This is a genomic window from Polaribacter dokdonensis (assembly GCF_024362345.1).
Lineage (GTDB): Bacteria > Bacteroidota > Bacteroidia > Flavobacteriales > Flavobacteriaceae > Polaribacter > Polaribacter dokdonensis.
Genome location: NZ_CP101505.1, coordinates 704328 through 720872 on the forward strand (window position 1 = coordinate 704328; position 16545 = coordinate 720872).

General features: G+C 28.7%; 12 protein-coding genes. 4 read left to right on the top strand and 8 right to left on the bottom strand.

The genetic code is table 11. The features are described 5' to 3' along the window. Positions 1-138: 138 nt before the first annotated feature. From LPB302_RS03345 to LPB302_RS03355, 3 genes are read left to right on the top strand one after another with little or no spacing between them, the layout of a single operon-like run. On the top strand, positions 139-3228 hold the full coding sequence (locus LPB302_RS03345; protein WP_053974921.1) for a putative glycosyltransferase family protein: 3090 nt from the start codon (positions 139-141) through the stop codon (positions 3226-3228). Further along, positions 3225-4430: a hypothetical protein gene (locus LPB302_RS03350; RefSeq protein WP_231658737.1), complete on the top strand. Its 1206-nt coding sequence runs from the start codon at positions 3225-3227 to the stop codon at positions 4428-4430. Before LPB302_RS03345 ends, LPB302_RS03350 begins: the two co-directional genes overlap by 4 nt. Beyond that, entirely contained in the window at positions 4424-5935 is a 1512-nt protein-coding gene (locus tag LPB302_RS03355) for a glycoside hydrolase 5 family protein (protein ID WP_053974922.1), read from the top strand. The genes LPB302_RS03350 and LPB302_RS03355 overlap by 7 nt, the downstream gene beginning before the upstream one ends. Here LPB302_RS03355 and LPB302_RS03360 read toward each other — a convergent pair. Then, positions 5928-7136: a glycosyltransferase gene (locus LPB302_RS03360; RefSeq protein WP_053974923.1), complete on the bottom strand. Its 1209-nt coding sequence runs from the start codon at positions 7134-7136 to the stop codon at positions 5928-5930. The two genes, LPB302_RS03355 and LPB302_RS03360, sit on opposite strands and share 8 nt — an antisense overlap. 100 nt (positions 7137-7236) lie before the next feature. Next, complete coding sequence (locus LPB302_RS03365) at positions 7237-8499, bottom strand: oligosaccharide flippase family protein (protein ID WP_053974924.1); 1263 nt, start codon at positions 8497-8499, stop codon at positions 7237-7239. A gap of 127 nt (positions 8500-8626) precedes the next feature. Here LPB302_RS03365 and LPB302_RS03370 point away from each other — a divergent pair, with 127 nt between their 5' ends. Further along, positions 8627-10690 (top strand): tetratricopeptide repeat protein, encoded by a 2064-nt coding sequence (locus LPB302_RS03370; protein ID WP_053974925.1) that lies wholly within the window; start codon positions 8627-8629, stop codon positions 10688-10690. A 106-nt stretch (positions 10691-10796) separates the two neighbouring features. On the opposite strand, the gene LPB302_RS03375 is transcribed toward LPB302_RS03370, so the two are convergent. From LPB302_RS03375 to LPB302_RS03400, 6 genes are all read right to left on the bottom strand, one after another. Next, entirely contained in the window at positions 10797-11642 is an 846-nt protein-coding gene (locus LPB302_RS03375; protein WP_231658738.1) for a T9SS type A sorting domain-containing protein, read from the bottom strand. 30 nt (positions 11643-11672) lie between these two features. Next, positions 11673-13244: a DUF4114 domain-containing protein gene (locus tag LPB302_RS03380; protein WP_231658739.1), complete on the bottom strand. Its 1572-nt coding sequence runs from the start codon at positions 13242-13244 to the stop codon at positions 11673-11675. Between the two features lie 232 nt (positions 13245-13476). After that, the gene (locus tag LPB302_RS03385; protein WP_053974926.1) at positions 13477-13794 is read right to left on the bottom strand and encodes a histidine kinase; all 318 of its coding nucleotides are present in this window, start codon (positions 13792-13794) and stop codon (positions 13477-13479) included. A gap of 2 nt (positions 13795-13796) precedes the next feature. Next, positions 13797-15500 carry a PAS domain-containing sensor histidine kinase gene (locus LPB302_RS03390; RefSeq protein WP_053974927.1) on the bottom strand — a complete coding sequence of 568 codons (1704 nt, stop codon included), beginning with the start codon at positions 15498-15500 and terminating at the stop codon, positions 13797-13799. Continuing rightward, the gene (locus tag LPB302_RS03395; protein WP_053974928.1) at positions 15500-16039 is read right to left on the bottom strand and encodes a heme NO-binding domain-containing protein; all 540 of its coding nucleotides are present in this window, start codon (positions 16037-16039) and stop codon (positions 15500-15502) included. Before LPB302_RS03395 ends, LPB302_RS03390 begins: the two co-directional genes overlap by 1 nt. Positions 16040-16041: 2 nt before the next feature. After that, on the bottom strand, positions 16042-16452 hold the full coding sequence (locus LPB302_RS03400; protein WP_053974929.1) for a response regulator: 411 nt from the start codon (positions 16450-16452) through the stop codon (positions 16042-16044). Positions 16453-16545 lie beyond the last annotated feature (93 nt).

Consider the following 16545-nt stretch of genomic DNA (forward strand, 5'->3'; position numbering starts at 1 on the left):
ACAAATTTAAGGTTGATATGAAGTTCTATTTTTAATAATAAGACAAAAGCAAACCTTTTGTTAGATGAATAGCAATTATCTATAGTCAAATTAAAATCATTGTAATCTTAAAATCTTTTATCTTTACATTATAGTTATATGAAGCAAAATTCGAACAAACATCTTATAAGTGCTGTATTGTTAGGTATCGCCTTTCATGGTACTTGTATATTCTTTACATTAGAATATACTTATGATGCTTTAATACATTTATTTTTTGCAGATCATTATTCAGGGAGTTGGTTTGAACCATGGAATTATGAATGGTATACAGGGTTTACAGTAATGAGCTACCCACCTTTAGTGCATCAATCTATAGCAGCACTATCTTTAATTGGAGGTTTAAAGTTTGGTATGTTCTCTGTAGCTTTAGTGGCTATTGTACTCTTTATTACTGGTGTATACAGATTTACTTTAATGATGACAAGTAATCAATCTGTTGCAGGTTATGCAGCAATACTTGCTGTATTCTCCTCCTCTTTTTTAGAAACTCTACACATTTTTGGGCAATTGCCAAGTATTATTGGTATTTCTGTACTAATGCATGCTTTACCAGAAATCTATTTATGGTTAAAAACAGGTAGGTATAGATTTTTGCTAACTTCATTGTCTTTAATAGCGGTTACAGTAACCTCACATCATGTAACTCCTATATTTGGTATGGTATTTTTTATTTTTCCATTAATAGGTATGGTTATAATGGATGTTGCCTATGATGATGTTAAATCCTACAAAAAAATAACGTTTAAAGTTTTTCTGCGACATTTCTTTAAACAGCTCAAGAAAAATTTAACTTTTGGCTTTGCATCCTTATTTCTAATCATATTTTGCATTTTACCTTATTGGATCAATTCTAAAGCCAACCCAATAACACAAGTACCAATTCCACATGGTTCTAGAGATAATTTTTTAGAAACCACGTCATCTGGTTTGGTCTTTTTCTTAATTCCTTGGGGAGTTTTAATGTTTATGTTACCTTTTTTCTTTTACAGATATTTTAGCAAAAGGTATTTATTTTTTGGTTTATCTTTTACAATGCTTGTTATATTAGGTACAGGAGGTTCTACACCAATACCAAAAATGATTTTAGGTGATAATGCATTTAACATATTAACCTTAGATAGATTTACTCTTTGGGCCTCTATTATGGCTTTACCTCTTTTTGGAGAGTTTATCTACAGATTTGTAGAAGGAGATTTAAAAGAGCTTATTCAAAGAAAATATGGTGCTGTATATCATAGATTATTTGGAGTGTTCCTAGGATCTATCTTTTTATTCATGATAATTTTTACCATGAGTTTAGGATATTTTAGACCTTCTCAACCTCAAAAAATTAAGATGTTACCTATTGTAAACTTCTTAAATCAAGATCAACATTTTAAATGGAGGTTTTTAACTCTAGGTTTTGGAGACCAAATGGCTTGGCTCTCTGCACAAACAAATGCAATGACTGTAGATGGTAATTATCATTCTGCAAGAAGATTACCAGAATTAACTACTAGACCCATTGAACGTTTAGAAAACTCTAAATTTAAAGGTGTTGCAGGTATTGGTTCTTTACAACAATTCTTAACTACACCAGAAAAATACAATTTAAAGTATATTTTTTCTAACGATAAATTTTACGATCCTATACTCTACTTCTGTGGTTGGCAACGTTTACCACAATTAGAAAATGGTATAATGGTTTGGGAGCGCTTAAATGTGCCTCCACTTTCTTCTATTTTACCAAAAGATGATGTTTCTAAATGGCAAAAAATACTTTGGGGTTTAATGCCTTTTTCAACAGTACTTATAGCATTCATCTTAAATATACAACCACTATTCTATCGTAATTTAAAGTCTAAGATTAAAATTAATTCAGAGTTTTTAAGGTACAGAATTAAGTTAGAAGGTTTTCCCAATGGCCTTTTAAGAATAATTCATGTTTGGAGTTTAATTCTATTTATCATAATTGGATATGGAATGTGGCTGTTCTATCTAAAGAATGATTCTCAAGTAACACCAGAAAATTTAATAACCTCTTATTATGATGCTTTAGACTTTAAAGAATTTGAAAAAAGTTTTTCTTTAACAGATCCTGAAAGTAATATTACCATTTCTCAATTTATGCTAGAAAACTCAGTAACAGATGGTTTATTAAGTTCTTATGCAAAATTAGATGCTATAGAAACAGAAAGAATTAAAGAATCTGATAGTTTAGTAGTATTAAAGGTAGATACCAAATGGATTACACCTTTAGAAAAAATAAATAGAACTGATTATAAAACTGTTGTGAGTAGAAATGGCAAATGGTATGTAAAGCCTGTAAAGTTGGATTCAGATTTACCTCCAGATCAATTGTATTCTAATAATGTTACTGGTTATTTTAATCAAGGTAGAAGAAGAGTTACTACAGAGCAAACCTATCATGAAGATGTTTTAAAACAACCTGTTTTAGAAATTGTATCAGCAAAATTAGTAAAACACAATAAGAGTTATGCCATTATTGGAGAAATTCAAAATATAGATAATGTACCATCAGATGTTACCATAAAAGGTACTTTGTATAATGATGACAATAAAGAATTAGCTACTTACAATGCAAAATATCACATAAAACATAAATTAATGCCTAAAGAAATAAGTTCTTTTCGAATTAATTTTGAAGGGATAGCTTGGTCTAAAACGCAAGATTCTATTCCAAATGCTTTTGATCCTGATCAATTTACTCCTATAGAACTGAATGAGCAACCAACAAAGTTTAATTTACAGGCTGCAGGTAATGTTTCTAATTCTGATTTATATAAAAATGTAGTATTAAATAATGTTGCAATAGAAGAAGAAAATGTAAAAGGAACTTTATTTAATAGTGGTCTGCAAGAAATTACAGTACCTCAATTGTTAGTAACCTATTATACTAAAGACAAGAAAATGGTTTGGGTAGATCATATGTTTCTAAAGAATGGTATTCGTCAGCAAAGAAAACAATACTTTTCTTATCCTATTTTAAAGAACGATACTTTAAAAGTAATAAGTACAGATATGAGCAATTGTTATGTAAACGGTTTACCAAATAAGGATATTGCTGCAAAAATTATTGCAGATAGAATAGAAAATCATGATAGAAACAACCTCTTACAAATAGATGATGAAAAGTATCAATATTTAAAAATAGAAATGAATAATTATATTGGTAACCCTAAATGATGAGCTATAAAACTATCCTTTTTTATATAGTATTCTTTACCACTTGTTTAGTTAGTGCTCAAAATTCTATTGACATAAAATTACTGAATGATACAACAACTTATGTTGTTGGAGACTCTATTGTTCTAAAATTTAAAACTACTAACACTAAATCATTACAATTATACTGTGCCAATAGTTATGGTAACACTTTAGTACAATCTACAATTAATAACGACGTCCATTCATTTGCAATTCCTAGGTTTCTAGCTATTAAAAAGGGAGTTTTAAATTGGTCTGCATTTACCAATAAACAAAGAATTACAGGTAATATTTCTATTTTACCAAAAGAGAACCCTGTAATGATGGAAACCTATTTAGGGCCACCAAGCATAGAAGCTGGTGGTACAGATTATACAATGTTAGTGGTTATACCTACAGATGATTTAGACAATCCTTTAGTTGATGGTACTGAAATAGACATTAATAAGCAATTCCTAACATCACAAGAAAAAATAGACATAAAATCGAATAATTTAATTGGTTATAGAAGAATATTTTCACCAATAAAAAGTGGTAGAGTTATTTTATCATCTAAAGCCAAGCAATTAGATTCTAAAGAGTTTGATGTTAATATTATGCCAGCAATTGCAGAAAACTTTCAAATATTTTATGATAGAATTCATGAATATGCAGATGGTAATCAAATAACCACATTTTATACATCTATCATAAAAGATAAAAATGAAAATGTTGTAAGTGATGGTACTTTTGTAGATTTCTTTGTAAAAAATTTAGCAGGCAATGTTTTAAAAACATCTGGAACTACCATAAAAGGAATAGCATACGCGAAAATGCTGCATCCAGATGCTCAAGAAACTTGGAATGTAAAAGCAATTATTACAGGAATTTCTGAAAGTGATACTATAAGTTTATCTTATAAAAGAGCCATAACAGATTATTCAGTAACTTTTAGTGAAGGCAACAGAAAAATTAAAATTGGCCCAATTAAAAGTTTTATGAATCAAATGATTCCTGATGGATTAACGATAACTCTTAAGGTTTTTTATAAGGGCAAAGAAATAGAAGAAATGATAAAACCTTCTAGAGATGGGTATGCTTTCTTTGAGCTAGATAAAGCCATTTATAAAGATGATGTATATACATTTAAAATAAATACTGCTGGAATAGAGAAAAATTATGAGTCTAAAAAAATATGGTAAAAACGAATAAACATATGCTTAGAATATTTTTAATCATGAGTTACATTTTAGTAATCTCAGTGATCACTTTTTTAATCAGTTCTCTTTTTACCTATTTAAATACTGGTGCAGATAGAAGTAAAATACTTCATCTCGAAGTTAAAAAAGAAGTGCAATATTTACCCAAATTAACCTGGGCAGAAAATGGTAATGAAGGTAGAGAAATGGATGATCAAGTACTAAATAGTATAGAAAACGATTATTTAGATGCTTGGTATGTAAAAAATGTAGCCTTTAGAAATAATGATATAACTGGTATAGAAGACTTTTATACAGAAAGTGCAAGAGTTAATCTTTATGATAATATTGACAAAAACAAACTAGATTCTTTAACCATAGAATCTACCACATTTAAGCATAAACCAGATATTTTATTTTTTAGTGAAGATGGTCAACTAATTGTTTTAGAAGATAAAAAAGTAATTGAATACAAGAAATTTTATAAAAAAGATGAACTGGTTTTTGAAACCACAGAAGAAAACTCTTACAAAGTAATTCTTTTACTAGAAGATGGTTTTTGGAGAATAAGACATATGGTTAAGCAATCTTCTAAACCTGTTACTCCTATTATGAAAAATGTTCCTATGAACTTTACCATGAAAGGAATTAATTATTATCCAAAAGATACTCCTTGGGATATGTTTGGTGATGATTTTAAACTACGTACCATAAAAAAAGACTTTAAAATTATTCGAAAAGCAGGTTTAAATTCAATACGTATTTTTATTCCTTATGAAGATTTTGGGAGTGCTGTAGTTTTACCAGAAAAATTAGAAAAACTAAGAAAAGTTTTAGATGCTGCAGAAAAAAATGAATTAAAGGTAGTTGTTACTCTTTTTGATTTTTATGGTAACTATGACATTTTAGATTGGACATTAAATCAAAGACATCTAGAAACAATTGTAAATACTTTTAAAGATCATAACGCAATTTTGGCTTGGGACTTAAAAAACGAACCTAATTTAGATTTTGATCAAAGAGGAAAAGAAAACGTAATTTCTTGGTTAGAGCAAATGCTTATTTTAGTAAAGTCTATTGATAAAAACCATGCAGTAACTGTAGGTTGGTCTAATACAGAAAGTGCACATATTTTAAGTGATCAGTTAGATTTTGTAAGCTTTCATTACTATGAAGATAAAGCCAATTTTGAAGATGATTATCTTGTATTAAAAAAACAAATACCAAATAAAGAATTGGTGTTGGGTGAATTTGGTATTTCTTCTTATAGTGGTTTATGGAAACCTTTTATTGGTTCTCCAGAAAAACAAGCAACATATCATCAAGAAATGCAAAAAGTCCTTAATAAAAATAATATTTCATTTTTATCTTGGACTTTGTATGACTTTGAATCTGTGCCCTCAGAAGTTGTAGGGAAACTTCCTTGGAGAGTAAATCCTCAAAAAGAATTTGGTTTTATAGACATTAAAGGGAATAAAAAACCATCTTTTAAACACATTTCTAAATAGTAGAAACGTTTTTTACTGAACCTTGTTTTTTAGCTGCAATCTTTTCGAATTCTTCTAAATAAATGTTAGTTATTCTTTCCATTGGGTAAGCAGTTGCAGCTTCATAATTTGCTTTTTCCAAATGGATTCTATGATCATTATTTGTTACAATAGCTTCTATTGCTTTTGCTAAACTCTCTGTACTTTCTGGTGCAAAAAACTCTCCTCTATAACCTTCATCTTCAATTAAGGTTGCTAAATCACCTAAATTAGGCATAACAACTGCTTTACCATAACTACCTGCTTGATGTAACACTCCAGAACTACCTGTAGTTGATGTATAAGGGAAAACAACTACTGCACTTTCTGTAAATAATGGTGCTACTTCCTCTTCTTCTACATAACCTGTAAATCTTAACTGAGGTACATGCTTATATTTCTCTTGTACGTTCTTTAAATATCCAGGTACATTTGGATTATCTGTACCAGCAACAACAATTTCTAAATCTAATCCAGATGAAGCTCTCACCATTTCTACAGCTTCAATCATTCTTTCTACTTTTTTATAAGTACCAAACTTACCAAATGTCATTATTTTTAATGGTCCTTCAGGTAAATCATGAGAAGGTTCTGCAGGAATTTCAAAAGTTCCATGAGGAATCATTTTTACATTTCCTGTTTTATATTTTTCTTCTAAAGTGGTTACATATTTATCCATAGTTACAGCAACTAAATCTGCTTTTAAAATTAACTTAGTTAAAGATGTACCTATAAAGTTGTATGCTTTTTGTGCTAATTTATTTGTTGTAAAACCTGCTTTACCTAAATCTACTTGCTCTAAAATGTTGTGTAACAAAACAATAGTAGGTATTTTTTTCATCTTACAAATTAATGGTAACATTAAACCAGTTGCTGCAACTACTTTCTTATCTCCAAACTTCATAAACTGTAAGTTGAATAAAACTGAATCTGGTTTTACTTGAGAGATTGCTTTGGTTACACTAAAAATGTTTTTGTAACTATTAAATTTCCAGCATTCTTTAACAGTTATTTTACATCCGTTTTCTGTGAAAGAAATATCTTTTGCTCCAGGGGTTTCGTCTGTTAATAATACTAATTCAGTAACCTTTTCACTTTGTCTAAAGCTTTTTACTAAATGGTAAGCATATTCGTTTAAAGTTACTTTACTTGGTGGGTAAGCTGTTACTATTGCAAGTTTCATAATTTTTATTTTTTTTAAGTTAATACAAATTTCATTCTTTTCTACTGTTTTTTCGATCGATAAAAGATTAAGAACAGTTTACTTTAGATGAATGGTATTATTATATAGTTTTTTTGATTTTTACTGATTTTGAATGGTTTAAGAAGAAATAAGTTAATTGAACCAATAACAATAAGATCATTGCTATAATCTGTACATGAACTACTTCTGCCAAAGAATTATGGTAAACTGTTACTAATACCACTTGTAACATTCCAAAAATACCAGATAAAACCACAGGTACATATTTATCTAAAGACAAATAGTAATAAGCGAATATGTTAGATATTGCAAACACACCAGTAGCTGAAGCGTATTTCCATAATAAAGGGGCTATTTCTAAATAACTGCTACCAAATAAAACGTTTATTATTTGCTCAGGAAAAAAGAAACAAGCCACAATAATAGAAGCTGCAATCAAACCAATATAACTTACATATTTCATTAAAATTGGTAAAGTAGATTTGCCATCTTTTTTAAGCTGAACTACTGTTGGTAATAATAACATTACAAACATCCAAGCAATAAAGTAAACAACTCTACCAATTAAAGCTAAAGAAGCGTATAAACCAGCTTCGTAAGAATCGAAATAATGTTTTACTAAAAGAATATCACTATTGTTAATAATAATCTGTGTTAATTCGTAAAAAGCAGTAATAATAAAGAAATTACGAACCAATTTACTTTTATCTATATCTAGTTTTAAAGAGGTTTTAAAAGAGAATATTTTATATTTAAAAGGAAACATTCCAAATACGAAAGAACATAAAATTCCAACTGCAATTAATACAGAAGAATCAAAATCTAGAAAATATAGTAAAGAAAAAGTAATAAGTAATCTACTAATCATTTCAGATTGGTAAGTAACAGATAAAAATGTAAGTTCTTGTTTACCCTGAAATACTCCCCTATTTACGCTCATTAAAAAATAAAATGGAACACCTATACCAAATAATAAAAACATTTTAGAAGTAGATGTTTTAAAGAACTCCTGCAACTCAGCAGAAAAAATAATAATAGCTAAGGCTAAAACAACTCCTACAATAAATGCTCGTTTATATAAGGTTGAAATGAATGCTTTAAAAATTTTATTCTCGAACAAAACCGAAAATTTTGCAGCTACTAGTTGAAAAGTCATGGCTACAAAAGATAAGACCAATAAGAAAGTTACTAAAATGGCTGCATCTGCAAATTTGTCTGGACCTAAAAATCTACCTAGTATTAAATTGTAAAGATAGTTACCACCATTAACGAGTAAAACACTTAGCATAAAGAGCTGTTCTGGCTTTATTTTGCTCTGTATTAATTTAATAGTTGCATTCATGATTTTTTTTTTATACAAATATCGAATAGATGTCTAATTTTTAATTAAATTATCGATGAAAAACAATTACCTTTAGATTAGCGTTATAATTTAATAGCTAAAACCATAAAAATCAATATTAATACAAATGCGAAAGAAAAACCTCCTATTCATTCTAATAGTATTCATTGCACAAATTACCTTTTCACAAGAAATGAAAGAGGGCTTTACTTACTTAGAAACAGGTAAATACAAAAAAGCTGAAGTGTTTTTCAAGCAAATTTTAGAAGATTTTCCAACCAATAAAACAGCAAAACTTTGTTATGGTAGAGCAGTTGGTTTAAATGGTAATGCAACAAAAGCTACTACCATTTTTACAGAATTGTTGGATAAATATCCTAGTGATTTTGAGGTTAAATTGAATTATGCTGAGTCTCTTTTATGGGGAAGTCAATTTCAAAAGGCAAAATCTTACTATAAAAACCTTGTAGATGAAGATGATCAAAGCTTTTCTGCTTTACTTGGTTATGCAAATACACTATCTAACCTAAAAGAATATGAAGATGCTCTTGTTTACGTAAACAAAGCTCTTAAAGTTTCACCTGGAAATCTTAATGCATTAGTTAGTAAAAAATACATGAGATTGGGTTTAGCAAACTCTAAAGTAACTGATAAGGAGTATGATGAAGCTGAACGAATTTTAAATGAAAATTTCAAAAGTTTTAAAAATGATAAAGAAACGTTACTGAATCTTGCCAATTTATACTTGATATCAAATCAACCAGAAAAGGCAAAAGAAGCCTATAAAACTTTGGGTTTAAACCCAAAAAACAAACTGATATCTTTAAACGGAATTGCATTGGCTCATCATATAAATGGTAAAGAAAAATTAGCATTAGCTACCAGTGAGCTTGCTTTAGCGTCTATTACAGAAAGTACTAATGAAACCGAAAAAAATCAAACTAAAGAGAGGTATATACAGGCTTTAATATGGAATAATAAATATTCTCTAGCTAAATCAGAAATCGATGAATTATTTGCAAATGCAGATGAACCAGAAAATTGGATGTTAAGTTTAAGAGCAACTTTAAACATTTATAAAAGCGACTTTAAAAAAAGTATAGAAGATTATAATTTAATTCTAGAAAACGATAGTGCCTCTTTTGATGGGAATTTAGGGAAAGCAAATGCTTTAAAAGCATCTGGTTTTTATAAGAATGCTTATAAAAGTGCGAATAACACTTTAGATTTTTATAAGAAACAAAAAGATGCTACTCAATTTATAAAAACATTAGACAAACAGTTTACACCCTTTGTAGAAACCAAAGCTGCTTATTCTTTTGATAATGGAAATAACAAAGCCTATTCTTACACTGTAAATTCTGAATTACCTTTATCTACCAAATTTAAATTAACAGGTTCTTATAATTACAGAACAACATCAAATAATGTTTTAAATTTAGACGCAAAATCTAACAACATTCTTTTAGGAGCTTCTTATCAATTATTAAATAACCTAACTTTAAATGGTAGCTTAGGATTTACTTCTTCTGAAGCTGAGAACAATAGTTTTAATCAGTTATTAGCAGATGTAAGTGTAAATATTAAGCCTTTTAAATTACAAGATTTATCTATTGGTTACAAAAGAGATATACAAAATTTTAATGCAGAATTAATAGATAGAGAAATAGTACAGAATAATTATATTTTAAATTATAGTTTGAATACCAACTTTAATTTAGGATGGTTTACACAATATTATTACACCTCTCAGAATGATGGTAACACTAGAAATTTATTGTTTACTTCTTTATATTATAACATATTAAAAAAACCATCTTTAAAGGGTGGATTTAATTATCAAAATATTTCTTTTAAGAATCAGGTGCCAACCATTTACTTTAGTCCAAGTAAGTTTCATGCTGTAGAGGTTTTTATCAATTTAATTAAAGACGAAAACGCAGCTAAAGAAAAAGAATGGTTTTATGGTTTAACTGCAGCTACTGGTTTTCAGTTTATAGAAGATGATGAAAGACAAGGTACTTATAGAATACAAACTACCTTAGGTTATAAATTCTCTGAGCGTAGTTTATTAAATTTTTATGGAACAAGAAGTAATATAGCCTCTGCAACTGCAGCTGGATTTACATTTACTGAAGTTGGTTTACGTTTTAAATGGTACTTTTTAGGTAAACCTATCTATAAAAAATAAAGACTAAAGAATTAACTTTAGTCTTTATATAAGGGTAAATTTTAGGGTACTATGAAAAATTTTCTTGTTTCTGTTGTGATATTTAAATCACTTTCAATGAGTCTTCTTATTGCTTGATTACAAAAGTTCCTTTATGAACTCTCTTTGCATCGTCTTCTATTACAAATTTGTAAATACCTGAATTCACTTTAGGTGCTGTGTAGTTTACACGAGTACTAGAGCCTGTTGTTGCAATCTTTTTAACATCTACAGTTCTACCTAATAAATCAAATACTTTAATATTTACAAATTCTGAAGTATTTGGCAATACAATTGTAGTATTTGTTGCAAAAGGGTTAGGGTAATTAACTAAGGTATTTTCATCTTCTATTGCAAAGTCTTCAGCAGATAAGACATTACCTGCAGCACTTAATGCTAAATTATCTACAGACATTTCAAATGATTTGTATGTTGAGAAATCTCCTATTACTGAAAATACTAGTGTTTTAACGTTTGTAATTGTTGCTGAGTTTCCACTTGCATCTTTAAACATATCAAAGTCAATACTTACAGCTCTTTTTGTGTTGTTTGCTGGTAAAGTATATCTTAATCTGTTTTCCCAAGTTCTATCATCTTCTTGCATTAATACAATTTCAATTGCTTGATTATTTGCTATTTCTGCATTCACAAAGTTGTAATCTGCAGCTAATACTGATTGATCTCCAGGTAATAAATGTCTGAATAAGTTAATGTTACCTTTTACCTCTCCTGATAAAGATACGTTTCTATCTACATCAAAGTTAGATTCATCATATACTCTATCTGAAGTTGAAATTGTAAAATCACTAACAGTTGCTTGATTATCTAAATAATCTAATCCCCAAGGACCATCTGCAAGATATAAGGCATCCTTTTGTGGTGATGAAGCCGTTTCTAAAGACAAACCTATATCAAATAAAACACCAGTTTGCACTGTTAAAATTTCATTATAGTTACCTGATAATCAATACGTTTCATTCATTTCCTCATAATCAGACAATTCTGTTTTAGCAATATTTCCCACAAAATTTAATGATGTTTCTTTTGTCTTATTTATGATTTCTAACTCTAATACTCCATTTGTATATTTACCAGACTTTACAAAAACATTAGGTAAAACGTTGTCTACTTGTGTACTTTTTAATCCATTTGTTGTAGTATGTGTATCTATAATATGATTTGCAATTGCAAATACTTGAGAAAATGAACTACCCCAGATTTGAAAGTTTTGATAATTTCCTGCTGGATATTGATCAATATTCCAAAAACTAAATAATTCGAATTCTGAACCATCTGTTTTTATAGAGAAACTTAACGTGTATTCTATATCTTCTGATGCTCTTTTAATTTTAGAAGCTATTATTTGATGACCTCTAGTAATTACAGTTCTAATATCTTCTAAGCTAGAGTTATTTAATCGATCACAAATAACCTTAGAGTGATCGTAAATTTTACCTTCTGTAGATGTTGCTAATACAGCAGATACTCTCTTGTCTCCTTCATACATATCCAAAGAGAATATTTCTACTGCATTTGTAATGCCTAATAAATCATCTGGACTAGAAACCTTAGCAGTTTCAGTTTTATACATACCTGTTTCTGGTAAATAATCTGCTAAAGAAGTAGTATTTGATTTACTTGCATACGCACTCTTAGAAAACTTTAATTGATTTGCTTTCTTGTTTAAATTATGCTTTACTTTCTCTCTTTTAAAATTTCTTTTTGCTATTAAGTTTGCTAACTCACCATTACTTTCTAAACCACCATCATTTGCTGAACTAACATCTGTTGCATCTTCTATATCTGCATAGTTTGTAGTATCCATCGCTTCATATGGATTTGCAGTTACATAAAAAATTGCATCATTAAAATCATTATCACAAGAACCATAATCTCTTCTAATGTCTTCAAAACCTAATATAATTCTCTCATTACTTGGATCTGCTAATAATACATTATGATATCTTAAATCTTCATTCGCTTCAGGATTAAAGTCTGGGTTGGAATATAGTTGCCAATGGCCATTACCTACTGTTTGAGTAGTTTGGCTCCAAGCATTAGCTAAAAGTACCCAACCAATACCTGTACCTGCTTTGAAAGAACCAATTTTAACTTTATCACCTACTAACAGTCCTCCTCCACTTCCTAAAGCTGAAGCATTTGGAAATATGATTGTAATATCTTCTTTGGCAGGAGTTGTTGTAAGAGGATTCTCTAAATCATAAGTATAAAAACCTAATACATTTCTATAACCTGCACCCTCACTTATAAATGTAATCCAAACATCTGCATCTTTACTTAATTTGATGTCAGTATCATAACCAGCAGTGATGTACTGAGGATTATAATCTGGTACTGGGTAAGATTCAGGTAAAGAGTTACTTATCATTTCTAAGGTAGCAACTGAAACTACATCTCTCTCATCTTCTAAATAAAGTGGGGTACCCATAGAATCATAATCTCCTAAAAAATTATATGACTGTGCATTTAATGCTAAAGCACCGATTGTAAAAATAAATAATAGTAATTTTTTCATGATATTTGGTTTATACCACAAATTTAAGCGTAAGAAGAGTGTATATTTTATAATTTCGGTTTTCTCTAATTGTAGTGTAGGTTAACTACAAATTAGTGTCGACGAATGGTAAATTAGCAAAAATTAAAGTTAGTTTAAAAAGCTAAATTACAGGCTATAACTGTTATATAGCCTGTAATCTAGAAGATTTAAACTGCTAGCTATAAGTGAAATAAAATTATAAATATTTCTCTTATAAAGCGTCTATAAATGTAGTAATTGTGTCTAAAATTTGATTGAATTTATCTTGTAAATCAAAACTACCTTTTAGCAAATCTTTTTCATAAGCATTTGCAATTTCATAACTTTGCTCTAAACCTAAAACACTTATTTTGTGCTTAAGTTTGTGCACAGACTCTTGTGTTTCTTTAGCCTCTTTTGCCTTTAAATGAGTGTAGTATTTCTCTTTTTCTTCAGGAAATTCTTCTTTAATAATGTCTAACATCATTTGTTTAACAGAATCATCACCTTGTGCATATTGGTCTATAATCTTAAAATTGGGAGTTTCCAAAGCTATTTTTTTAAAGTGAAATGAAATGTGGTACCTTCATTAATTTCAGATTCTAACCAAATTTCACCTTTATAAATATCGACAATTTTTTTAACTATAGACAAACCAATTCCACTTGAATTTTCAGATTTCTTTAATGATTGAAAAATTTTGAAAATTTTATCGAAATTCTTTTTCTCAATTCCAATACCATTATCTTTAATGGTAAATTTATAGAACGATTTCTGTTCTTCTACATTAATATGAATAAAGCCATTGTCTTTATCATTAAATTTAATGGCATTGCCAATTAAATTCTGAAAAAGCTGCTGAAATTTTATTTTATCACCTTTAATTTTTGGTAATGTATCTTTAACATCTATTGTTATGTTAATAGGTATGTAAAGCATATGAATAACTTCTTTTACCAAAACATCTAAATCTACTTCCTGCTCTTCATCAACCTTAGAATCTAAACTAGAAAATTTTAAAACATCAGAAATTAATGTTTCCATTTTTTCTAAAGTGATGTCTATATCATCAAAGTTCTGAAGACTGTCTTTATTAAAATGTTGCATGTTATCCATCTTAATCCAAGATGTTAAGGCAGATATACTTCTTAATGGTGATTTTAAATCATGAGATACAATGTGAGCATATTCTTTTAACTCTTCATTACTTTTTTCTAATTTAGATAATAGCTCTGCATTATCTCTCTCAGCTTTTTTGCGTTCTCTTAAATTTAAGGCACTTTTAAGTTGCATAGCCACTAAATTGGCTATACTTTCTAATGTTTTTATATGCTCTTGATGAAAGTAATTCTTTTGTGCATGCTTGGCATCAATTACGCCAATTACCTTTTTATCATTAATAATTGGAACAGAAATTTCTGAAAGTCTGTCCTTATCTATAGAAATATATCTTGAATCTAAACTGGTATCATGAATAATTTCTGAAATAGAAGAGGCTGCAACAGCACCTATAATTCCTTCTCCTAAAGCTACCTTTCTTCTATCATTTAATTTATTTACATGATAAGCAGCAATCGGTTCTAAAAATTGATTTTCATTATCTAATAGATAAACTACACAATTGTCTGTCTTTAAATAATTGGTGATTTTATTGGTAATTTCCCAAGATATTTCATTAACATCCTCTTTTCCTAAAATGGATTTGGCTGTATCATTTATTAAGTCTAAAACGTATTGTTTTTCTCTTTGTGCAGTAACATCTCTTATAATTCCTTGGGCTGCTATAGGATTATTGTCTTTGTCAAAAATAATACTAGCATTAATATTTACCCACTTAACATCGTTTGTTTGGGTAATAATTCTTGCATTATAATCTGCAAATCTACCTTTTTCGGTTAGCTCTGCAAATGAAGTCATTGCATAGGTGTAATCTTCATTATAGATTAAATCTACGACATTTACCTTTTCTTTTTCTAAGTTAAAACCAAAGAAATTCTCAGCAACATCATTCATTTTAATGACATTACCTTCTAAGTCCATTACAAGGTAAGCATCATTAATATTCTCAAAAACACCTTGTAATTGAGAGTTTTTTTCATCTAAAAGACTTTCTAGTTTAGCATTTACCTCTTTTAATTCAATAGATGTGTTGTAAAGTTCACGAGATTTATCTTCGAGGATTTTTTCTGCTTGTAACCTAGCTTTTTTTTGCCTATTTAATGCTCTTGTTAATATTTCTTCTTTTTCTTTACTCACTAATTTCTACGAATAATAAATCTTACTTCTGTTCCATCTTCTGCAATCTTTTCTAAAGTAATTTCTGCTGTGGTATTAAAATGTTTGAATGTTCTATTCATTAAACCTAAGCCAAAATAATACATTGCCCTGCTTGATTTGTATACCATTATTAGTAAATCTTTAGATTTTTCTTCTACAATAAAAGTTGGTAACTCTGCTTCTGGATAAATTTTTCGAACTTCGACATGAATATGGTTTTCTATTGAAGCCAACATTTCTATCGGGTCATTATACGTGTCTACCAATCCTATATAACTTCTTTCTATAACTGAAAAAAAATGTTCTCCATAAACCAATAACAAATCATCAATAGTAATGTTAGTACGTTCGCTTAAGTTGCTTAAAAGAGAAAGCATTTCTGAGAAATTATAAGTCCCAATAGACGTGTATACTCCTTCTGATTCTAATTCTGAAGCCTCAATAATTGAGTCTACCATTTCCATACCAAATTTATCTTCTACAAGATCTAAAAATTCAGTAAATACAATTCCTTTCATAGTTAATAGTTTAAAAATTCATTTAAGCTCCAATATCTAAATATCGCCTTAATTTTTGCTTCGTAATCTTCGTATTTTAAAGGTTTAATTACATAACCAGCTATTCCTAATTTATAACATTCATGTATATCTCTTTCATTATTAGAAGTAGTTAATATAATTACAGGAATATGCAAAAGTTCATCTCTACCCTTCATTATTTGCATAAACTCAATACCATTAGTATCTGGCATATTTAAGTCTAACAAAATAAGATTTGGCATGTCTTCTTCTATTCTTTCAAATGCTTCTTTACCATTAGTAGCTAGAGTTAACTCATAATTATCTAAATCTTTAGCAATAGAGCGTTGCAATTTTAAAACCTCTATTCTATCATCTTCTACTAAAAGTACTTTTAATTTTTCTTTACGCATTTAACCTTTGTTTAATTTCCCAAAAGTAATTTAAACTTTATCAAGGGAACTTTACTGCGGTTTAATTAAAAAAAAATATAGATGAAAAACCAA

Excerpts from the sequence above, each read along its gene's own strand:
- LPB302_RS03360 (WP_053974923.1), bottom strand. The coding sequence starts at position 7,136 with ATGAAACTTGCAATAGTAACAGCTTACCCACCAAGTAAAGTAACTTTA.
- LPB302_RS03400 (WP_053974929.1), bottom strand. The coding sequence starts at position 16,452 with ATGCGTAAAGAAAAATTAAAAGTACTTTTAGTAGAAGATGATAGAATA.
- LPB302_RS03395 (WP_053974928.1), bottom strand. The coding sequence starts at position 16,039 with ATGAAAGGAATTGTATTTACTGAATTTTTAGATCTTGTAGAAGATAAA.
- LPB302_RS03350 (WP_231658737.1), top strand. The coding sequence starts at position 3,225 with ATGATGAGCTATAAAACTATCCTTTTTTATATAGTATTCTTTACCACT.
- LPB302_RS03365 (WP_053974924.1), bottom strand. The coding sequence starts at position 8,499 with ATGAATGCAACTATTAAATTAATACAGAGCAAAATAAAGCCAGAACAG.
- LPB302_RS03370 (WP_053974925.1), top strand. The coding sequence starts at position 8,627 with ATGCGAAAGAAAAACCTCCTATTCATTCTAATAGTATTCATTGCACAA.
- LPB302_RS03345 (WP_053974921.1), top strand. The coding sequence starts at position 139 with ATGAAGCAAAATTCGAACAAACATCTTATAAGTGCTGTATTGTTAGGT.
- LPB302_RS03380 (WP_231658739.1), bottom strand. The coding sequence starts at position 13,244 with ATGAAAAAATTACTATTATTTATTTTTACAATCGGTGCTTTAGCATTA.
- LPB302_RS03355 (WP_053974922.1), top strand. The coding sequence starts at position 4,424 with ATGGTAAAAACGAATAAACATATGCTTAGAATATTTTTAATCATGAGT.